17 protein-coding genes are annotated in these 20,740 nt (G+C 72.3%); 8 read left to right on the top strand and 9 right to left on the bottom strand.

The features are described from left to right. Nucleotides 1–155: 155 nt before the first annotated feature. Together ACFYM2_RS03610 and ACFYM2_RS03605 are read left to right on the top strand one after the other, a co-directional pair. Complete coding sequence (locus tag ACFYM2_RS03610) at nucleotides 156–317, top strand: hypothetical protein (protein WP_350231602.1); 162 nt, start codon at nucleotides 156–158, stop codon at nucleotides 315–317. Between the two features lie 142 nt (nucleotides 318–459). Further along, nucleotides 460–753: a Dabb family protein gene (locus ACFYM2_RS03605; protein ID WP_358998100.1), complete on the top strand. Its 294-nt coding sequence runs from the start codon at nucleotides 460–462 to the stop codon at nucleotides 751–753. Nucleotides 754–768: 15 nt separating this feature from the next. On the opposite strand, the gene ACFYM2_RS03600 is transcribed toward ACFYM2_RS03605, so the two are convergent. Next, complete coding sequence (locus tag ACFYM2_RS03600) at nucleotides 769–1,515, bottom strand: VOC family protein (protein WP_358998097.1); 747 nt, start codon at nucleotides 1,513–1,515, stop codon at nucleotides 769–771. A gap of 497 nt (nucleotides 1,516–2,012) precedes the next feature. On the opposite strand from ACFYM2_RS03600, the gene ACFYM2_RS03595 reads away from it, so the two are divergent. From ACFYM2_RS03595 to ACFYM2_RS03585, 3 genes are all read left to right on the top strand, one after another. Then, the gene (locus tag ACFYM2_RS03595) at nucleotides 2,013–2,885 is read left to right on the top strand and encodes an RNA polymerase sigma factor SigF (protein WP_358998094.1); all 873 of its coding nucleotides are present in this window, start codon (nucleotides 2,013–2,015) and stop codon (nucleotides 2,883–2,885) included. A gap of 255 nt (nucleotides 2,886–3,140) precedes the next feature. Next, a complete protein-coding gene (locus tag ACFYM2_RS03590) occupies nucleotides 3,141–3,998 on the top strand; it encodes an RNA polymerase sigma factor SigF (protein ID WP_358998091.1) in 858 nt (285 codons plus the stop codon). Between the two features lie 567 nt (nucleotides 3,999–4,565). Beyond that, nucleotides 4,566–4,856: a hypothetical protein gene (locus ACFYM2_RS03585; RefSeq protein WP_388832943.1), complete on the top strand. Its 291-nt coding sequence runs from the start codon at nucleotides 4,566–4,568 to the stop codon at nucleotides 4,854–4,856. Nucleotides 4,857–5,438: 582 nt separating this feature from the next. Here the strand turns inward: ACFYM2_RS03585 and ACFYM2_RS03580 are convergent. Further along, nucleotides 5,439–5,657, bottom strand: a complete 219-nt coding sequence (locus ACFYM2_RS03580; RefSeq protein WP_350231596.1) for a hypothetical protein — start codon at nucleotides 5,655–5,657, stop codon at nucleotides 5,439–5,441. 459 nt (nucleotides 5,658–6,116) lie between these two features. Between ACFYM2_RS03580 and ACFYM2_RS03575 the strand changes: the two genes are divergently transcribed. The 3 genes from ACFYM2_RS03575 (at nucleotide 6,117) to ACFYM2_RS03565 (ending at nucleotide 10,189) form a co-directional block, all read left to right on the top strand. After that, nucleotides 6,117–6,599: a MarR family winged helix-turn-helix transcriptional regulator gene (locus ACFYM2_RS03575; RefSeq protein ID WP_358998085.1), complete on the top strand. Its 483-nt coding sequence runs from the start codon at nucleotides 6,117–6,119 to the stop codon at nucleotides 6,597–6,599. Between the two features lie 111 nt (nucleotides 6,600–6,710). Further along, nucleotides 6,711–9,194, top strand: coding sequence for an MFS transporter (locus ACFYM2_RS03570; RefSeq protein ID WP_388832940.1), 2,484 nt, complete (start codon nucleotides 6,711–6,713; stop codon nucleotides 9,192–9,194). A gap of 176 nt (nucleotides 9,195–9,370) precedes the next feature. Continuing rightward, nucleotides 9,371–10,189, top strand: coding sequence for a YceI family protein (locus tag ACFYM2_RS03565; protein WP_388457713.1), 819 nt, complete (start codon nucleotides 9,371–9,373; stop codon nucleotides 10,187–10,189). A gap of 24 nt (nucleotides 10,190–10,213) precedes the next feature. On the opposite strand, the gene ACFYM2_RS03560 is transcribed toward ACFYM2_RS03565, so the two are convergent. The 7 genes from ACFYM2_RS03560 to ACFYM2_RS03530 all read right to left on the bottom strand — a co-directional run bounded on the left by ACFYM2_RS03560 (nucleotide 10,214) and on the right by ACFYM2_RS03530 (nucleotide 20,623). Continuing rightward, nucleotides 10,214–11,335, bottom strand: coding sequence for an acyltransferase (locus tag ACFYM2_RS03560; RefSeq protein WP_358998076.1), 1,122 nt, complete (start codon nucleotides 11,333–11,335; stop codon nucleotides 10,214–10,216). Between the two features lie 201 nt (nucleotides 11,336–11,536). Continuing rightward, nucleotides 11,537–12,322 (bottom strand): TetR/AcrR family transcriptional regulator C-terminal domain-containing protein, encoded by a 786-nt coding sequence (locus ACFYM2_RS03555; protein ID WP_358998074.1) that lies wholly within the window; start codon nucleotides 12,320–12,322, stop codon nucleotides 11,537–11,539. Nucleotides 12,323–12,401: 79 nt separating this feature from the next. Further along, on the bottom strand, nucleotides 12,402–14,057 hold the full coding sequence (locus ACFYM2_RS03550; RefSeq protein ID WP_388832935.1) for an MFS transporter: 1,656 nt from the start codon (nucleotides 14,055–14,057) through the stop codon (nucleotides 12,402–12,404). A 372-nt stretch (nucleotides 14,058–14,429) separates the two neighbouring features. Next, nucleotides 14,430–16,574: an ArnT family glycosyltransferase gene (locus tag ACFYM2_RS03545; RefSeq protein WP_388832932.1), complete on the bottom strand. Its 2,145-nt coding sequence runs from the start codon at nucleotides 16,572–16,574 to the stop codon at nucleotides 14,430–14,432. Beyond that, nucleotides 16,571–17,914 (bottom strand): glycosyltransferase, encoded by a 1,344-nt coding sequence (locus ACFYM2_RS03540; protein ID WP_388457705.1) that lies wholly within the window; start codon nucleotides 17,912–17,914, stop codon nucleotides 16,571–16,573. Before ACFYM2_RS03540 ends, ACFYM2_RS03545 begins: the two co-directional genes overlap by 4 nt. Nucleotides 17,915–17,979: 65 nt before the next feature. Beyond that, nucleotides 17,980–19,875, bottom strand: a complete 1,896-nt coding sequence (locus ACFYM2_RS03535) for an ATP-binding protein (RefSeq protein WP_388832929.1) — start codon at nucleotides 19,873–19,875, stop codon at nucleotides 17,980–17,982. A 7-nt stretch (nucleotides 19,876–19,882) separates the two neighbouring features. Next, nucleotides 19,883–20,623: a response regulator transcription factor gene (locus tag ACFYM2_RS03530; protein ID WP_350231586.1), complete on the bottom strand. Its 741-nt coding sequence runs from the start codon at nucleotides 20,621–20,623 to the stop codon at nucleotides 19,883–19,885. Between the last annotated feature and the right edge of the window lie 117 nt (nucleotides 20,624–20,740).

The raw sequence follows: 20,740 nt of genomic DNA, 5'->3' as shown, positions 1-20,740 counted from the left end.
ACACGGAACGTTCGTGAACGCCAACGATCCTGGTCGTTCTATGACACGTCCCCGTGGTCGCGGGATCTCGCACACCGGTCCCCGGCCGCCCGGCCCAAGTGCCGGTTAGACTCACCCGACCGCACAGGGGCGGCGCCGGGGAGGGGCTGGGCACAGTGGACATCAAGAAGGTCCTGCTCTACATAGCCGTGGTTTTCGTGCTGTACACGATCATCACGTCGCCAGTGCAGGCCGCCGGGATGGTCCAGACCGGGTTCGAGGGCATTTCGAGCGCGGCCAAGGGCGTCGGGGCGTTCATGACGAACCTCGTCCGCTGAACCACCGCAGAGCCCGGGGCCCCGGGCCGCACGCCCCAGCCGTAGCGCGTACGCCGTGAGTCGTGGCGTTCGCCGCGAGTCGTAGCCGTACGCCGTGAGTCGTGAGTCGTGAGTCGTGAGTCGTGAGTCGTAGGAGAGTCGCATGATCCGCCACCTGGTCCTGTTCAAGCTCAACGAGGGCGTGGAGCGCGACGACGAGCGCGTGGTCGCCGGGGTGAAGGCCTTCCAGGAGCTCGACGGGGTCGTGCCCGAGATCGAGTTCTGGGAGTGCGCCTGGAACATCTCCGACCGGCCGATCGCGTACGACTTCGCCATCAACTCCGCCGTCGCCGACGAGGACGCCCTCAAGCGTTACGCCGAGCACCCGGCGCACCAGGCCGCCGCCGGCCTGTGGCGCGAGTTCGCCACGTGGGTCATCGCCGACTACCCCTTCTGATCCCGCGCGGCCGCGTTACCGGGGCTCGCGCAGGCAGAACTCGTTGCCGTCGGGGTCGAGCATCAGGGCCCGTCCGCCCCGGCCCCCCGCCGCGCCCACGCCCACACGATCCGCGCCGTCGGAGCGCCGCGCCCCGAGCGAGACGAGACGGGCGGCCTCCGTGTCCCAGTCGGCGCCGCCGGGCAGCGCGAGTTCGAAGAGGATCCGGTTCGGGCCCGTCTTCGGCGCCACCGGAGGGCCGCCCCAGGTGAGCTTCGTACCGCCGCGCGGCGACTGGACGGCGGTCTCCTGGCCCCGGTCCCAGACCAGCGGCCATCGCAGCGCCTCGCTCCAGAAGCACCCGACCTCGCGTGTGCCGTCGCAGGCGAGAGCGCCGATGACGCCGGTGTCCGCGAGGAAGGCGTTGCCCGGCTCGATGACGCAGAACTCGTTGCCGTCCGGGTCGCACAGCACGACGTGCCCGTCCTCGGGGAGTTGGCCCACGTCGACGGGGCGCGCGCCGAGCGCACAGGCCCTGGCCACGATCTGCCGCTGGTCCTCCGGGGAGGCGCTGGTCAGATCGAAGTGTGCCCGGTTCTGACCGGTCTTCGGCACCTCGCCCGGCAGAAAACGGATGGGGAGCCCGCTGTCGTCGGGAGGCGGCAACGTGACGTCACCGCCGGGGCCGCCTACCGCCTCGCGCCCGAGGAGCCCGGACCAGAACCGCGCCAGGCGCTCGGGCCGCGCCGTACGGAAGCAGATCGCGAACAGCTCACTGGTCATATCCGGTCATCTCCAGTCACCGCCAGGCACCTCGGGCACCGCCAGGTACCTCCGGGCACCCCCGGGCACCGCCAGGTACCCCGGGCACCCCCGGGCACCTCGGGTCCATGGGGAATCGCGACGGCACGCCGCCGCCGCGCGCTCGGCGCGAGCGCAGCCTAGGTCGGCCACGCGGCCCTCGCACCCGAGTTTCGGACGGTCGCACCCGAGTTCCGGTCGGCCCGCCGTCCACCCGTTCGGCACAGCGCGCCGGGCCCCGCCGGGGCCGGAACGCGGAACAACACCCGGCGCCACCCGCCCCGCGTCACCCGCCGCCTCGGCGCGCCCCCACCAGGACGGGCCCGTCACCCTCCCAGCGGGGCCATATGCCCCAACTTGCCCTCAACACGTGGTTATACGGTGCTTGCACACAGTGGACATGTCTTGTGATGCTATGACCGCTTTTGACGGATGAGTTGACCGACGACCAAGACCGAGGACTAAGGGGTGGCGTGACCGTGCCGGCCAGTACTACGCCTCAAGTGCCGCCCCAGAACGAGCCCCAGGACGCCCCCGACGTGCCCGCGCAGGACTCGGAGGGCGCCAGGACTCCCGCCAGGACCTCCACCCGGGGCGCCGACACCCGCGCCCTCACCCAGGTGCTGTTCGGGCAGCTCAAGAACCTGGAGCCGGGCACCCCCGAGCACGGCCGGGTGCGCGGCGCGCTGATCGAGGCGAACCTGCCGCTGGTGCGGTACGCGGCCGCCCGGTTCCGCTCGCGCAACGAGCCCATGGAGGACGTCGTCCAGGTCGGCACCATCGGCCTCATCAACGCCATCGACCGGTTCGACCCGGACCGGGGCGTGCAGTTCCCCACGTTCGCGATGCCCACCGTCGTCGGCGAGATCAAGCGGTACTTCCGCGACAACGTCCGCACCGTGCACGTCCCGCGCCGGCTGCACGAGCTGTGGGTGCAGGTCAACGGCGCCACCGAGGACCTGACCACGCTGCACGGCCGCTCGCCCACCACCGCCGAGATCGCCGAACGGCTCAGGATCGGCGAGGACGAAGTGCTCGCCTGCATCGAGGCGGGCCGCTCCTACCACGCGACCTCCCTGGAGGCCGCCCAGGAGGGCGACGGGCTGCCCGGCCTGCTCGACCGGCTCGGGTACGAGGACCCCGCGCTCGCCGGGGTCGAACACCGCGACCTGGTACGCCATCTGCTGGTACAGCTGCCCGAACGCGAACAGCGGATCCTGATGCTCCGCTACTACAGCAACCTCACGCAGTCCCAGATCAGTCAGGAATTGGGAGTCTCGCAGATGCATGTGTCAAGGCTCCTGGCCAGGAGCTTCGCCCGGCTGCGATCCGCAAATCGAATCGAGGCGTGACCGGTTCGAGTGATCCGGGCTCCTGGCGCCCCCCGGTAAAAATTTTCGCCAGGAAAGTGCCGCACCCCTCACGTCCTGCGGGTACTCCGGACCGCCTTGTCGACATGTCACTACAGCGTGTTGCCGACATGTGACATTCTGCTGAAACCGCGTTTGCCGCAGCCCCCCGTCCGGTATTCAGGTGGAGGCTGCTTCCTCCGATGGTCGTGGCCCGACGCGACCGTCCGCGACCGCCGCAACTTCAAGGGGGTTGGCATGTCCGCAGAACAGGGCAGCTCGAAGGTGCTCACGCTTACGCTCACCAAGAGCGCACCGGCACCCGACGTGCACCGACACGCCGTACACACCGCACCCATCGACACCCGCACGCTGTCCCGCTCCCTGTTCCTGCGCCTGGCCACGCTGGACACCGACAGTCCGGAGCGGACCTACGTACGCGACACCCTCATCGAGCTGAACCTGCCGCTCGTGCGGTACGCGGCCGCCAGGTTCCGCAGCCGCAACGAGCCGATGGAGGACATCGTCCAGGTCGGCACCATCGGCCTGATCAAGGCGATCGACCGGTTCGACTGCGAACGGGGCGTGGAATTCCCCACGTTCGCGATGCCCACGGTCGTCGGCGAGATCAAGCGGTTCTTCCGCGACACCTCGTGGTCGGTGCGGGTGCCGCGCCGCCTCCAGGAGTTGCGGCTCGCCCTCACCAAGGCCAGTGACGAGCTCGCGCAGAAGCTCGACCGCTCGCCCACCGTGCCCGAACTGGCCGCCGTGCTCGGCGTGTCCGAGGAGGACGTGGTCGACGGGCTCGCCGTCGGCAACGCCTACACCGCGTCCTCGCTGGACTCGCCGGCCACCGAGGACGACGGCGGCGAGGGCTCGCTCGCGGACCGGCTCGGTTACGAGGACACGGCGCTCGAAGGCGTCGAGTACCGCGAGTCGTTGAAGCCGCTGCTCGCCAAACTCCCGCCCAGGGAGCGGCAGATCATCATGCTGCGGTTCTTCGCGAACATGACGCAGTCGCAGATCGGCGAGGAGGTCGGCATCTCGCAGATGCACGTCTCGCGTCTGCTGACCCGCACGCTGGCCCAGCTCCGCGAGGGCCTGATCTCCGACTGACTCCGGTCTGCGTCGGCCAACCCCGCTGACAGCCTGGCGATCTGACGCTCCATCAGCCACACTGTCGCGATGCGACGACGTGGTGCGCTGATCGGCGTCTCGGCGGTGGTGGTCCTGGGCCTCGGCGGGACGCTGGCCGCCTGCGCGGATGACGGCGGCCGGAGCGGATACGTGGCGGTGGGCGCGGCGGGCGGGTCCCCCTCGGACCCCGGCCACGCGATCCCTCCACACGGCCGCGTGGAACTGGTCCCGCTGGACGGCCGGGGTGAGGGCGCGAGTGCGCATACGGGTACGAGTCCGAGTCCGGGTCCGGGTTCGAGTGCGGGCCGGGGTTCGAGTGCGGGCCCGGGTGTGAGTACGGCTACGTCCGGCGCATCCGGGCCGGGGCCGACCCCGTCCGGGCCGGGCTCTGCCGCGCCGTCCGGCTCCGGCTCGCCTCCGGGGCCCTCTCCCGACGCGCCGCTCCCCTCGGGCCCCGCCAAACCCGGTGCGGGGCAGGGCGGTTCGGCCCCGGATGCCCCGGAAACACCCACGCCTTCCGCACCCGCCGGGCCCGCCGTGCTCAACGTGGGGACGCCGAGCCGTGCGGCGGGGGCGCACCGGTGGTGCGAGAACGTCACGGTGCGGTTCCGCAACACGGGGGGTACGGCGGTGACGTCGGGCAGCGTCACGTTCGCCACGCACGTCATCGGTCTGCTCGGGGTGGACTGGGCGACCCTGACGTCCCGCCAGCCGCTGCCGGTGCCGATCGGGGCGGGGGTGGAGGTGGAGCGGACGTTCGGGGTGTGTGTGGACGCGTGGCGGGTCCCGTTGGGAATACACGTGGAAACGAGGTCGGCGACAGCAACGTGGTCCTGAGCGCCGCCCTCCGCCCGGCGGGCGGAAGCCGCGACACGGGCCCGCACGAACCCTGCCGGGGGCGCGAGGAACCGGACAGGCTGCGTATGCCGATGCGGGCCAGCACGAACCCCGCCGGGGCACGAGGAACCGGACAGGCTGAGCATGCCGATGCGGGCCAGCACCGACCCCGCCAGGGGCGCGGGGAACTGCGCGACCAGCCACGCACGGCCCGCAGCCGCGGCCCCTGGGGCTCCGCCCCAGACCCCATTCGCGCTGAACGCGCTCGTCCTCAATCGCCGGACGGGCTGAGGTTGCCTCAGCAGGAGCCCTGTCAGGGGCGCGGGGAACTGCACGACCAGCCACCCACGGCCCGCAGCCGACGTCCCTGGGGCTTCGCCCCAGACCCCGTTCGCGCTGAACGCGCTCGTCCTCAATCGCCGGACGGGCTGATGATGCCCATGCAGACCCGCACCAATTGCTCACCGGCACGGGCTGAGGTTGCCCACGCGGGCCCGCACCAGCCCCGCCAGGGGCGCGGGGAACTGCGCGACCAGCCCGAGACGACCCGCACCCGACGGCGCGACGCCGACGCGGCCCCGGTCAGCCCAGGGCCAGCCAGGCCACCGCCGCGAGGATCACGATCACGGCAACCACGCCGACGATCAGCCCGACCCGTGGCCCAGCGGGCGCCGCCGCCGGCGTAGCAGGCCCGCGGCCCTGAGGCGCGCCCTCGTCGACGAAGGCGCGGAACATCTGCGTGGAGCCCGCCGGGTCGTAGTTGCCCTCGGGACCCTGGGGTGCGTGGGGGTTGTGTGCCATGGAGCAGGACCCTAGCGAAGATGGGGAACGGGCCCAACCCCCGCCCCCCGCGCGAGCATTCCGAAATGGCGCCCCCGGCACCCCACCCGCACGCCCCGCGAGCCACCCGCACCACCCCATCACCAGCCCCGCACCCCCACGAACCACTCCCACCACCACCCGGCCAGGATCCCCACACCCCCACGAACCAACCACCCACACCACCACCCCAGCGGGACATTCGCACCACCCGGGCACGACCTCAGCCCGCCCCACCCCACACACACCGCCACCCCGGCAGGGCCCCACACGCCCCCACGCCACCACCCCGGCAGGGGCCCGCACGCCCCCCACCTGCACCTTAACTTTCCAATTGCGAATGCTTTGCATTTCCTTTGCCCCGGGCCCCCGGATTTCGTTTGCCTTCGGCAACCAACCATCTTATGGTTGCCCTAAGCAACAAGATCTCGGGAGGTGTCCATGGCCGCGCAGAGCCTCTATGAAGAGCTGGCCCGGCAGCTCAGTGCCATCGGCGCCGTCAAGCGCGGGCTCGCGCGGATCCTGCCGTCGGAGTGCCCCGCGGGCTCGGCCGCCGTGCTGACCCTCCTGGAGCGCCACGGCGAGATGCGGATCAGCAGACTCGCCGAACTCCTCGCGGTGGACATGTCGGTGACGAGCCGTCACGTGGCGCACGTCGCCCAGCGGGGCTGGATCGAGAGGTCCGCCGACCCCGCCGACAAGCGCTCGCGCATCCTGCGGCTCACCCCCGAGGGCAAGGCGATGATCGACGATCTCGGGCTGCGCACCACGGAGATGTTCGCCCACACCCTGAGCGACTGGACCGACGACGAGGTCGGACAGCTCAACGCGATGCTGGCCCGCCTGCGCGAGTCCTTCGGGGACTGCCGGGCGCCGCACGTACGGCCCCCCGAGACCCGCCCACCGACCGGGGCACCCGCTTAGCGGCGCTCAGCAGAGCCGAGCAGAGCAGAGCCCAGCAGGGTCGGCAGAGCCGGCAGAGCTCAGCGGCAAGACCCGTACACCCGCCAACAGACGTACAGGAAAAGGAATTTCATGGCTTCGACCACACCAGCCGGTGTGCGGGGCGGCCACGCCAAGCACGGGGGGCACGCGCCCGCCGACAGTGGCGCGCCGATGTCTCACCGGCAGATCATGGAGGCGCTGTCCGGGCTGCTGCTCGGCATGTTCGTCGCCATCCTGTCCTCGACGATCGTCTCCAACGCACTGCCGCACATCATCAGCGACCTGGGCGGCGGCCAGTCCGCGTACACCTGGGTCGTGACGGCCTCGCTGCTCGCGATGACCGCCACCACCCCGCTCTGGGGCAAGCTCTCCGACCTGTTCAGCAAGAAGCTGCTGGTCCAGATAGCCCTGGTCATCTACGTGTCCGGCTCGATCGTGGCCGGGCTCTCGCAGAGCTCGGGCATGCTCATCGCCTGCCGGATCGTGCAGGGCGTCGGCGTCGGCGGTCTCTCCGCGCTCGCCCAGATCATCATGGCCGCCATGATCTCCCCGCGTGAGCGGGGCCGTTACAGCGGTTACCTGGGCGCCACGTTCGCGGTCGCGACGGTCGGCGGCCCGCTGCTCGGCGGCATGATCACGGACACCAGCTGGCTCGGCTGGCGCTGGTGCTTCTACGTCGGCGTGCCCTTCGCGGTCATCGCCCTGATCGTGCTCCAGAAGACCCTGAAGCTCCCCGTGGTGAAGCGGGACGTCAAGGTCGACTGGACCGGCGCCTTCCTGATCAGCGCGGCGGTCTCGCTGCTCCTGGTCTGGGTGACCTTCGCGGGCAACAAGTACGACTGGATCTCGTGGCAGACGTACGCGATGGTCGGCGGCTCGATCGCGCTCGGCGCGCTGTTCGTGTTCGCCGAGTCCAGGGCCAGCGAACCGATCATCCCGCTGCGCCTGTTCCGCAACCGCACCATCACGCTCGCCTCGCTCGCCTCGCTCTTCGTGGGCGTCGCGATGTTCGCCGGCACGGTCTTCTTCTCGCAGTACTTCCAGCTGGCGCGCGGCAAGTCGCCGACGATGTCCGGTGTCATGACGATCCCGATGATCGGCGGACTGTTCATCGCGTCCACTGTCTCGGGCCAGGTCATCACCAAGACGGGCAAGTGGAAGGCGTGGCTGGTCAGCGGCGGCGTCCTGGTGACGGCGGGCCTCGGTCTGCTCGGCACGATGCGCTACGACACCCCGTACTGGCACCTCGCGATCTTCATGGCGCTGATGGGCCTCGGCATCGGCATGATGATGCAGAACCTGGTCCTGTGCACCCAGAACCAGGTCTCGCCCGCCGACCTCGGCTCGGCCTCCTCCGTCGTCGTCTTCTTCCGCTCCCTCGGTGGCGCGGTCGGCGTCTCGGCGCTCGGCGCGGTCATGGCCAACCGGGTCACCCACTACGTCACCGACGGTCTCACCGCGCTCGGTCCGCAGGGCGCGGCCGCCGCCAAGAGCTCCGGCGGCTCGGGCACCATCCCGGACCTGGACAAGCTGCCCGCGCCGATCCGCACCGTGATCGAGAGCGCGTACGGACACGGGGTCGGCGATGTGTTCCTGTACGCGGCGCCCTGCGCGCTGCTCGCGTTCCTGATCACGCTGTTCATCAAGGAGATCCCGTTGCGTACCCGTGCGGTGGGCGGACCCGAGCCCGAGAAGGCGCAGAACACGGCCGCCGCCGCCCCGGCTCCGGCCACCGTCGGGGCCCAGGCTCCCGCGCCGGCGCCGGTCGAGGCCGCGGTGGCGGACACGGTGACCGCCCCCGTCCTGGACGGCGTCCCGGTGCGCGGCACGGTCCGCGCGGCCGAGGGGGCGCCCGTCGCCTCCGCGGCCGTCACGCTGATCTCGCTCGGCGGCAGTCAGCTCGGCCGCGCGGTGGCCGGGGCCGACGGCGGGTATCTGCTCGCGGCTCCCGGCGCCGGCAGCTACGTCCTGATCGCGGCGGCCGACGGCTTCCAGCCGCAGGCCTCCACCATCGTCGTAGGCACCGAGGCGCTGGCGTACGACATCCTCCTGTCCGGCACCAGCGGCCTGGTCGGCGCGGTGAAGGCGGCGGAGAGCGGGGCTCCCGTCGAGGGCGCGATGGTGATCGTGACCGATGTGCGCGGCGACCTGCTCGCCACCGGCAAGTCCGGCGCGGCGGGCGACTTCACCTTCGGTGAACTCGTGCCCGGGCAGGTCACCGTGGCGGTCAACGCGGACGGCTTCCGGCCGCTCGCGCTGCCGGTGGAGATCTCCGGACACGGCGTGACCCGGATCGAGGCCGCCCTCCAGGCCGGCGCTCTGGTCCAGGGCACGGTACGCGGCGGCGCCGACCGGCGTCCGCTGGCCGACGCCCGGGTCACCCTGCTCGACGCCGCCGGCAACGTGGTCGCCGGCGCGACGACGGGCGACGACGGCGCGTACGCCTTCGCCGACCTGAACTCCGGCGAGTACACGCTGATCGCGACCGGCTACCCGCCGGTGGCCGGAACGCTCACCGTGGCCGGCCGAGGCGTGGACGGCCACGACATCGAACTCGCCCACCCGGGCGAGTAGTTGACCACCGGGCGCGCCGCCGTTCCGAGCGGAGGCGACGGCGCGCCCGGCGTGGAAAGGGGCCCCGGGGAAGGGGCGGCGGGCAGGGGACGGCCCGCCGTCCCGCCCCCGGGGCCCGCCCTTTCGCACGGGGCCCGCGCACACGGGCCCGTTCGCACTTGAGGAGAGAAAACGGGATGGGACTGCGGGCACAGGTACGCACGCGCGACGGCTGGGCGATCTCGCACGCCGTGGTGACGATGACCGACATGACGGGCACGCAGGTGCTGCGGGCCGCCGCGGCGGAGGACGGCTCGGTGGCGGCGGACGTGGCGCTCGCGCCCGGCCCGTACACGGTGATCGTGACGGCCGTCGGCTACGCACCGGCCGCCTCCACGGCGCTGGTGACGGCGAGCGGGCGGGCCGCGGTGGGCACCGTGGTCCTGGCCCGGCAGGGCGGCGTGGAGCTGCCGCCGCCGGGGCCCTGGACGATCGACCCGGTGCACTCCTCGGTCGGCGCGGTCGCCCAGCACCTGGGCATCTCCAGCGTGCACGGGCGGTTCGGGGTGTTCGGCGGGCGCGTCGAGATCGCGGAGGACCTGGAGAAGTCGCGGGTCGAGGCGGTGATCGGGGCAGCCTCCATCGACACGGGCAACGCGATGCGGGACGGGCATCTGAAGTCGCCGGACTTCCTGGACGTCGAGCGCTTCCCCGAGATCACTTACCGCAGCACGGACCTGGCCCCGGCCGGACCCGACCGCTGGACGGTACGGGGTGAACTCGCCCTGCACGGCGTGGTCCGCGAGGTGGACCTCGACCTCTCGTACCTGGGTACGGGTCCTGACCCGTGGGGCGGGATGCGGGCGGCGTACCGGGCGACGGCGGAGCTGCGCCGGGAGGACTTCGCGATGCGCTACAACCAGGTGGTGCAGGCGGGGATCTCGGCGATCGGCACGACGCTGAAGGTCGAACTGGACATCCAGACAGTCCAGGGCGAAACCCTCCCCACGGCCTGAGCCCGCACCCCGGTCACGCGGACGTCATCGTCCCCGTACGGCCGGGGAATTCTCGCGAATCTCGTCCATGCCCTTACGGAGCGCCCCTCGCAGCCACTTGCCCAAGGGGCGCTCTCCCAAGCGGTACATCAGGTAGGAAAGCACCGCCAGCACCACGATGAGGACCGCCACGAGCACATGGGCGGGGTAGCGGTCCCGCAGCAGCGCGACGCACGTGAGGCCGATGTTCTCGTGGAGCAAGTACATGGGATACGTGAGGGCCCCCGCCGTGGTGAGCCACCCCCACTGCACACGGTCGAGCTTCCGGAGTGCGACAAGGGCCATCAGCAGGAAGCACAGGGCCAGCAGCACCTGCGCCGGCCACACGGACGCCACATGGTGTTCGGAGGGGCCATTGAATTTCACCCGCTTCGCCATGTTCTGCTCACCGAGGAAGAACGAGAGCCCCACGATGGCCCACAGAACCGCCGTCGGCTTGAAGCGGTACATGAGGTAGAAGGCTATTCCCGCCACGAAGTAGGGGGAGTAGAGAGGCATGGTCCACATGTCCAGCACCGGGATGTCGACCGTGTAATCCACGATGCCCGCCAGCGTCCACACCGCGCAGAACAGCACACATCCGCGGTAGGTCACCCCGCGGGCGACGACGATCGCGAAGAGCACATAGAATTTCAGCTCAGCGAACAGCGTCCAGTAGGCACCGTCGATGTCCCTGACTCCCATGCCGTGCTGAAGCATGGTGAGGTTGGTCATCACCTGGGTCCAGTTCTGGACGCTGCGGTATGTGGGCCACAGTGTGAGGACGGCGGCCGTCGCCAGAACGGCGATCCAATAACCGGGGTAGAGCCGGGAGATGCGCGATACCGCGAAGTCCCCGAGAGAACGCCCCCAGGTGCTCATACAGATGACGAAACCGCTGATCAGGAAGAAGAGTTCGACCCCGATCCAGCCGTACTGCGAAAAGGAATGAAGGTGAGGGAAGACAGCCTTCGTGTTCTTTCCCCACGCATCATTGGTGGCCGTGTAATGAAACAGAACCACGGAGAGCGCGGCGACGACGCGCAGGCCGTCCAGAACGTAAAGGCGTCTGACCGGCCGACCCGGGGTCGGCAGGGTTATGGGCGCGACCTGTTCGCTGAGTTGCATCACACCGTCCTTGGAGAGCGAGACCCGCGCTCCGTGAACGATGCGCGCGGAGGCGTCATGACCTGAACGGCATGAGCGCCCCACAGTCTAGATGCGCGACGGCGACCGATCGGGCGGGGCCCAGTGGCGCTGCTCACCCCGCCGGCTCCGGGCGTGGGCCGTGGCCGCCCGAGGACGCGCGGTCTCCACGCCCCCGGGTCGCTAGGAGCGGGGTGGGGCGCTCAGGGCTTCGATGCCCGCGATCAGGAGTGACAGCGCGAAGTCGAAGTCGCGCTGGCGCATCTCCTGCACCGTCTCGCCGCCCCGCGCCGCCATCACCGACGCCGCGTCGGCGAACTGGTCCCGGTACTCCGGCTGGGCGGCCAGCGCCCCCATCGCCTCCTCGAAGAACTCGTCCTGCGTGCGCCCCGCGTCCGCGCACCGCTGCACGAACGTGCCCTCGATCGTGCCGAACCCGTACACGAACTGGAACACCGCGGCGAGCCCGCCCATCTGCCCGTGCGCGGGCAGCCCCGTGCGGGACAGGATGTGCTGGGCCGCCCGCGAGAACGCCATCGAGTGCGGGCCGATGTTGAGGTAGCGCCCGATCAGCGCCGACGCCCACGGGTGGCGGACGAAGATCGCGCGGTACCCCACGACGACCGTACGGAGCTGATCGCGCCAGTCGGCCGACTCGTCGGCCAGGTCGGGCAGTTCGATCTCCGCGAACACCGCGTCGAGGGCGAGTTCGAGGAGGTCGTCCTTGTTGTCGACGTACCAGTACAGGGACATCGCGGTGACCCCGAGTTCGGCCGCCAGGCGCCGCATGGAGAACTTCACGGCGCCCTCGGCGTCGAGCAGCCGCACGGCCTCGGCGGTGATCCGGTCCCGGTCGAGCGCCGGCCCGCCCTCGCCCGGTTCCGTACGCCGCACCCGGCGGGCCGCCTTGCTCCCGAGCCACACGCTGGTACGCGCCGCAGTTTTCACGCGGTCCGCCGCCGACACCATCGCCGTCCTCCTCGGGCCTGTTCGCTGAGCCCCCCCGATGGGTCATATCCGAAATTCGGGTACGCATCCCCCGACGATGCTATGCGCACCCGCCCGGCTGGTCAGGTACGGCGGCGCCCCGTTCGGCGCGGTGCAGCAGGGCCGCCGCGAGCAGCCCGCCCGCGAGCACCGCCACCGCACCGACCAGCTGACTGGTCTCCAGCCCCGAGGCGAACGCGTCGGCGATCCGCCCCCGTTCGGCCTCGCCGTGGGCGGCGGCGAGCGCGGCCGGCAGCGAGGCGGCGGCCACCGGCGCCAGCGCCGCGAACCGCGACCCGAGCACGGCCCCGAGCACCGCCACACCGAGCCCGTTGCCGAACTCCCCCAGCGTCCCGTTCACCCCCGCGCCGACCCCCGCCTTCTCCGGCGGGATCGCGCTCATGATGGCGTTGGCCATGGCCGGCATGGACAGCGCGATGCCCGCGCCCATCACGACGAGACCGAGCAGCGTGCCCCCGTAGTTGTGCCCGCCGAGCAGCGCGATCGAGGCGAGCCCCGCCGCGTTGGCGCTCATGCCGATGGCGATGGCGCGCGGGGTGCCGACCGCGGTGACCAGCTTCGCGCCGACCCCCGTCATGTTCAGCGCGACGACGCTGAGCGCGAGCGGCGCGGTGCGAAGACCCGCCTCCAACGGGCCGTAGCCGAGCACGAATTGGAGGTGCTGGGTGAGCAGGAAGAGCGAGCCGCCCATGCCGAAGGCGACCAGGATCGACCCGGCCACCGCGCCGATGAACCTCTGGTTGCGGAAGAAGTGCATGTCCAGCATCGGATGCTCGATGGACAGCTCCCAGCGGACGAACGCGGCAAGGAACACCGCGCCCACCGCCGCCGGGACCAGGACCTGCCCCGACAGCCAGCCGTGGCCCGGGCCGGAGATGATCGCGTAGACGACGCCGGTCATGCCGATGGTGGAGAGCAGCGCCCCGAGCAGGTCGGGCCGGTCGCCCTGCGGGTTCTTGGACTCCGGTACGAGCGCGAGCACGGCGACCAGGCCGAGGGCCGCGACGGGGATGTTGACCAGGAAGATCGCACCCCACCAGAAGTGGTCCAGCATGACGCCGCCGATCAGCGGGCCGGCCGCGAAGCCGAGCGAGTTGACCGTCGCCCAGATGCCGATGGCCTTGACCCGTGAGGCGTCGTCGAAGATCTGCACCACGACGGCGAGGGTGGTGGTCATGAGCAGCGCCCCGCCGATGCCCATGCCCGCGCGGGCGGCGATGAGCTGCCCCGCGTTCTGCGCGAGGCCGGCCGCGAGCGAGCCGAGGCCGAAGAGCGCGAGCCCCACCGCGAGCATCTTCTTGCGTCCGTAGCGGTCGGACGCGCTGCCCGCCGTGAGCAGCAGCCCCGACTGGACCAGCGAGTACGCGTTGATCATCCACTGGATGTCGGCGGTGGACGCGCCCAGCGAGGTGGTGAGCGAGGGGATGGCGACGTTGAGGACCGTGTTGTCGAGCAGCACGGCGAGCTGCGCCACGCAGATGACACCGAGGATCAGCCAGCGCTGCGGGTGCGGGCCGGCCTCCGGCGGGTGCGGGCTGGCCCCCGGCGGATGCCCGGGTGAGTGCCCGGCAGGCCCGTCGCTCACCGCCCCGGCTGCTGATTCCGTGCCCCGCACGCTCGGCGACGTGTCCGCGTCGGCACGGGTGTTTCCGGTGCTCCGGGCGTTCTCGGCGTTCCGGGACGTCTCCGCCGTCATGGTGGCCCCCTTGGTCCTTATACGCTGTATGAGGTGGTCGCTGTACAGCGTATAGCAACCCTTCTACGCCGTAAAGGGAATTGCGGCGGCGAGGAGTCCTCGCAGGTGGGGGCGGGCGGACGCGGGTCGGGGGCGGCGGGCAGGGGGCGGATGGGGATGGCGGACGGGTGCGGGCCGGGACAGCCGGCAGGTGCGGGTCGGGGGCGGCGGGCAGGGGGCGAGCGGGTGCGCCGGGGCAGCCGGCAGGTGCGGGTCGGGGGCGGCTGGGCGCACGGACGACCGCTTACCCGCGCCCCCGCGTCCCCGCGTCCCCGCGCCCCCGCGCGTCCGGCGCCCACCCGCACCCCGCCCCCCAGCCCGTCCGGCGTCGCCTCAGCGGCGTACCGGCGAGGTCAGGTCGTAGAACGTGGCGGTGCCCGCCGTCACCTTCCGGAACGACGACTCCACCCAGCTGCTGATCGCACTGCCCGACGCCCGGCCGCCGCCGCCCATCATCCCGCCGCCGCTCGCGACGAAGTAGTGAATTTTCCCCTGGGCCACGTACGCCTGGAACTGCGTCAGGGTCGGTGACGGGTCGCTCCCGTTGAACCCGCCGATCGCCATCACCGGCTTCTGCGTGGCGAGTTGGTAGCTCGCGGCGTTCTGCGAGCCGATGGCGGCCGCCGCCCATGTGTACCGGTCCGCGTTCTTCTCCACGAGCGCCTTGGCCTGGGCGCTCACCTTGGCCCCGTCGAGCAGCCCGCCCATGCCGCCGCCACCGGCGCCGCGCGCACCCGGGCCGCGCCCCGGACCGGCCCCTTGCGCCTGGCCGGCCGCTTGCCCCTGGCCGCCCGGCACGCCCTGCCCCTGCCCCGGCGCGCCCCGGCCCGGACCGCCACCGAACCGCCCGAAGCCGCCACCGTGGCCGCCACCACCGGGACCACCTCCCGGCCCGCCGCCCCTGCTCGCTCCGGCGGGACCCGCCGTGACGATCGACCCCGTGTGCCCGGTGCCGAGGGTGCTCACCGTGTACGCGGCGGGCCCGGCGAGGGACGCCAGGAGGCCCGCCCCCGCGACCCCGAGCGCCACCCGGCGCGGCAGCCTGCGCGCGAGCGCCAGACCCAGCGCGGCCGCGAGCCCGCACCCCAGCACCGCCCAGCGCAGCCAGGGCAGGTAATCCGGGGTCCGGCCCAGGAGCGCGTACGCCCAGACCGCCGTGACCGCGACCGTCACCGCGAGCCCCAGCGCCGCCCAGATGCGCGAGCGCTCCTCCCACAGGACCGTCACGCCCATGCCGGTCAGCGCCGCGATGTAGGGCGCGAGGGCCACCGTGTAGTACTGGTGGAAGATCCCGGCCATGAAGCTGAAGACCACGGCGGTGGTCAGGAGCGCGCCGCCCCAGGCGAGGAACGCGGCCCGCGCGGTGTCGGTGCGCCCGGGCCCGCCGCGCGCCTTCCACGTGACGACGAGACCGGCGACGAGCAGCAGCAGGGCGGCGGGGAGCAGCCAGGAGATCTGGCCGCCGATCTCCGAGTTGAACATGCGGCCGATGCCCGTCGCGCCCCAGCCGCCGCCCCCACCGCCTCCGCCTCCGGGGCGCAGACCCGTCGGCAGTTCCATGCCGCCGGGCCGCGCGCCGCCGCCTCCGACGCTGCCCGTTTCGTCGCCGCTGAGCCGGCCGAGCCCGTTGTAGCCGAAGGTGAGCTCAAGGAACGAGTTGTGCTGCGAGCCACCGATGTAGGGGCGCGACGACGCGGGCCACAGCTCCACGACCGCCACCCACCAGCCGCCCACAACGGCCAACACCCCCGTGGCCAGGGCAAGTTGACCCAGGCGACGGCGCAGGGACGTGGGCGCGCACACCGCGTACAGCAGGGCGAGGGGCGGCAGGATCAGGAAGGCTTGGAGCGTCTTGGTCAGGAACGCGAGGCCGATCGCGGCCCCGGCCCACACCAGCCACCTGGTCCGCGCGTCCTCCAGGGCACGCAGCACGCAGTAGACGGTGACCGTCATCAGGAGCGCCAGCAGCGCGTCGGGGTTGTTGAAGCGGAACATCAGCGCGGCGACCGGCGTCAGGGCGAGCACCGCGCCCGCGATCAGCCCCGCCGCCGGAGTGAACCGGCGCCGCACGGCCGCGTACAGGACGCCGACGGTCGCCACGCCCATCAGGACCTGCGGCAGCAGAATCTGCCAGGAGCCGAGACCGAGGAGACGGACCGAAAGGGCCATCGGCCACAGCGCGGCCGGCGGCTTGTCCACGGTGATCGCGTTCGCGGCGTCGAGCGAGCCGAAGAAGAACGCCTTCCAGCTCTGGCTGCCCGCCTGGACCGCCGCCGAGTAGAAGGAGTTGGCGTACCCGGAGGCGCTGAGGTTCACCAGATAGCCGGCGCAGGTGATGAGGAGCAGCGCGTACAGCGCGGGCCGCGCCCAGGCGGGGTCTTCCGGGCGGCCGCGCCAGAGCCGGCCCGGCACGGACCGGGGCGACCCGGTGTCGGCGCCGCCCGCGTGCGGGGTGGCCCGGGGGGTGGTCGTGGTCATCGTGCGTCGCCCTTCGGTTCGGGGTGGAGCGGGGTCGTGGCGGCGGGGGGCGGCGTCCGGTCGGGGAAGACCCAGGCACGCAGCAGCAGGAAGCGCAGGACGGTGGCGGCGAGGTTCGCGGCGACCAGGACGGCCACCTCGGTGGAGTGCGCGGCGCCCGCGTGCGCGGCGTCGAGCGCCGCGAGCGAGCCGCTGGTCAGGGCGAGTGCGATGGCGAACACCGCGAGGCCCTGCGCCTGGTGGCGTACCGCGCGGTCGCGGCCCCGCACTCCGAAGGTGAGCCGCCGGTTGGCCGCGGTGTTGGCCAGCGTGGAGAGCAACAAGGCGGTGGCGTTGGCGAGTTGGGGCCCGGCCACCGTACGCGCGGCGGCGTACAGGAGGAGGTAGAGGAGCGTGGAGAGGGCGCCCACCACGCAGAACCCGACGAGCTGGCGGGCGAGGCCGCCCGGCACTCCGGCGAGACGCCGGTCCCGGGGGTCGTCGCCGAACGGGCGCGCGAGGCGGTCGAGCGGCAGCGCGCCCACCGCGAGCGCCCGCCCCACCCGCCACACCCCCTTCAGGTCCTCCACCGCCGTCCTGACGATGTGGACGCTGCTGGCCGGGTCGTCGACCCAGTCCACCGGCACCTCGTGGATCCGCAGCCCGGCGCGCTCGGCGAGCACCAGCATCTCGGTGTCGAAGAACCACCCGGTGTCCTCGACCAGCGGCAGCAGCCCGCGCGCCACGTCCCCGCGTATCGCCTTGAACCCGCACTGGGCGTCGGAGAACCGCGCCGCGAGCGACCCGCGAAGGATCAGGTTGTACGTACGCGAGATGAACTCCCGCCGGGCGCCGCGCACCACCCGCGACGAACGGGCGAGCCGGGAGCCGATGGCGAGGTCGGAGTGGCCCGAGATGAGCGGCGCGACCAGCGGCAGCAGGGCGTTGAGGTCGGTGGACAGATCCACGTCCATGTACGCGAGCACGGGCGCGTCCGACCCCGACCAGACGGTGCGCAGCGCACGCCCGCGCCCCTTCTCCTCAAGGCGCACGGCGCGCACTTCGGGGATCTCGTCGTCGAGCCGGCGGGCGATGCGGGGCGTCGCGTCGGTGCTCGCGTTGTCGGCGACCGTGATCCGGAAGCGGTAGGGGAAGGTCCGCGCGAGGTGGTCGTGGAGGCGCCGCACACAGCGCTCCAGGTCCCGTTCCTCGTTGTAGACGGGGACGGTGACGTCGAGTACGGGCGTGCCGTCCGCCGGCTGGACGGGCAGATGCCGGCGGGCCGGGAGGGCCGCCGGACGCACCGGGCCCCCCGCATGCGGCGCGGCCGTGGCGCTCGTGGCAGAACGTTCGGTTCGCATGCGCCGACCCTCGCGGGGCCCGCTGTCACACCTGTGTGGTCAGCCTGTGCCGGGCCTGTGAGACGTCATTCGGGGACGACGGGATGGCCCGGGGTGGCGGCGGGGGCGGGGCCCGGTGTGGGGGCGGACGACGGCGTGGGGTCGTGGCCGGGCGCGGCGGCGCGGCCCGGCGCGGCGATAGACGTCGGCGCGGCGATAGACGTCGGCGCGGCGATAGACGTCGGCGTGGCGGTGGACGTCGGCGTGGGGTCGTTGCCCGGCGTCGGGTCATGGCCCGGCGTGGCGGCGGACGTCGGTGCGGGCGTCGGCGTGGCGGCGTGGCCCGGCGTGGCAGTGGACGTCGGCGTGGCGGTGGACGTCGGCAGGAGGACGTCGAACACCGTCCGGCCGGGGACGCTGCGCACGCTCACCCGGCCGCCGTGCGCGGCCACGACGGCCTGGACGATGGCGAGGCCGAGACCGGTGGACCCGGCGTTGCGGGAACGGGAGGCGTCACCGCGGGCGAACCGCTCGAAGACATGGGGAAGCAGCTCGGCGGGGATCCCGGGCCCGGTGTCCTCGACGGCCACGAGGACCCAGGGCCCGCGCGGCTCGATCCGGGCGGTCACCGTCGTCCCCGGCGGGGTGTGCGTACGGGCGTTGGCGAGCAGGTTGACCAGGACCTGCTGAAGCCGCTCGGGGTCGCCGCGTACGGTGACGGGCTCCGCGGGCAGGTCGAGCTGCCAGATGTGGCCCTGGCCGGCGGCCCGCGCGTCACCGACCACGTCCACGACGAGCGAAGAGAGAGCAGTGCTCTCATACGAGAGCGGGCGTCCGGCGTCGAGACGGGCGAGCAGCAGCAGGTCCTCGACCAGGCCCGTCATACGGGCCGCCTCCGACTCGATGCGGCCGAGCGAGTGCCGGGTGTCGGGCCCGATGTCCTCACGTCCGCGCCGGGTCAGCTCGGCGTAACCCCGGATGGAGGCGAGCGGAGTCCTGAGCTCGTGGCTGGCGTCGGCGACGAACCGCCGCACCCGCGTCTCGCTCTCCTGCCGCGCGCTGAGCGCCTTGTGCACGTGGTCGAGCATCCGGTTGAGCGCGGCGCCCACCTGGCCGACCTCGGTCCGCGCGTCCGCCTCGGCGCCCGGCACGCGTTCGTACAGGGTCACCTCGCCGCTGTGCAGGGGGAGTTCGGAGACCCGGGTCGCGGTCGCGGCGACCCGGCGCAGCGGCCGCAGGGCCACCCCGACGATCGCGGCCCCGGCGATCCCGGCCGCCACGAGCCCGGCGGCGGTCACGCAGATCACCACGATGAGCAGGGTGCGCACGGTGGAGTCGACGGCGTCGGTGGGGAAGCCCAGCACGAAGCCGCCGTCCGGATCCCACATCGCCCGGTAGTCGCCGAGCCCGGGCACCGAGACGGAGTGCACCGCGTGGTCCTTGGGCACGGCCGCGAGCGCGCGGGTCTGAACGGCGGACAGCGCGGCGCTGCGGGCCTCGCCCTGGCGCTCCGGACGGACGGCCTGAGCGCCGGTCATCCGCCCGTCGCCCCCGGGCCCGGCCGCCACGGCGTGCAGGGGCTGCCCCGGCCGCGACACGACGAAGTCGATACGGCCGACGGGGGTGACGCCTGCGGCGGTGCCGTTCGCGGCGGTGGTGCCGGTGGCGTGGCCGGGGGCGGTGCCATTCGCAGCGCCGGTGGCGTGACCGGGGGCGGTGCCGTTCGCAGCGCCGGTGGTGCTGGCGCCGCCCACGTGGCTGGGGACCGTGCCGGTGAGGGGGCCGGGGTCCGGGGACTCGTGGCCGCCCATCCGCCCGGGCATGAGCGCGCCGGCGAGCTGGTCGTCCAGCTGACGCTGGAGGTTGGCACCCATCGCGAGGACCGTCACGGTGCCGATGACGGCGCCGACGACCGCGAGCAGCGCCACCGCCGACACGACGAGCCGGGTGCGCAGCGACCAGGGCCGCCGGAACCCGCCCACCGCGCCCCTACTCCCCGGGCTTGATCAGATACCCCGCGCCGCGCCGGGTGTGGATCATCGGCGAGCGCCCGGCGTCGATCTTCCGCCGCAGGTAGGAGATGTAGAGCTCGACCACGTTGGCCTGCCCGCCGAAGTCGTAGGACCAGACGCGGTCCAGGATCTGCGCCTTGCTGAGCACCCGGCGCGGATTGCGCATGAGGAAGCGGAGCAGTTCGAACTCGGTCGCGGTGAGGTGGATGTTGACCCCGCCCCGGGTCACGTCGTGGCTGTCCTCGTCCAGGGTGAGGTCGCCGACGGTCAGCACCGATTCGCTGCGCAGGGCCGCCGTGCCCGAGCGGCGGATGAGGCCGCGCAGCCGGGCCACGACCTCCTCCAGGCTGAACGGCTTGGTGACGTAGTCGTCGCCGCCCGCCGTGAGCCCGGCGATCCGGTCCTCGACGGAGTCCTTGGCCGTCAGGAACAGCACGGGCACGTCGGGGAGTTCGCGGCGCAGCCGGCCGAGGACGGCGAGACCGTCCATGTCGGGCAGCATGATGTCGAGGACGACGGCGTCCGGCCGGAACTCACGGGCGTCGCGCACCGCACCGGTCCCGTCGCCCGCGCTGCGCACTTCCCAGCCTTCGTAGCGCAGCGCCATGGAAAGCAGCTCGCTGAGCGGCGCCTCGTCGTCCACGACGAGCACACGGACGGGGCTCCCGTCCGGCCTGAGCATTTCGGTCCGCCCCTGGGGCGAGGAGGTAACGGTCATGGCCTCACCCTGTGAGGGGGCCGTGAGAACAGCCTTTCCCGTTCCTGTGATTTCCCTGAGAAATTTCACGCCGGGGACGGATGGATGGGGTCTGAGTCGGCGGGTTCAGGGGTGGCG

Origin of the sequence: Streptomyces sp. NPDC006711 (genome assembly GCF_042869775.1) — a bacterium.
Classification (GTDB): Bacteria; Actinomycetota; Actinomycetes; order Streptomycetales; family Streptomycetaceae; genus Streptomyces.
This window is presented reverse-complemented; position numbering and strand designations above follow the sequence as displayed.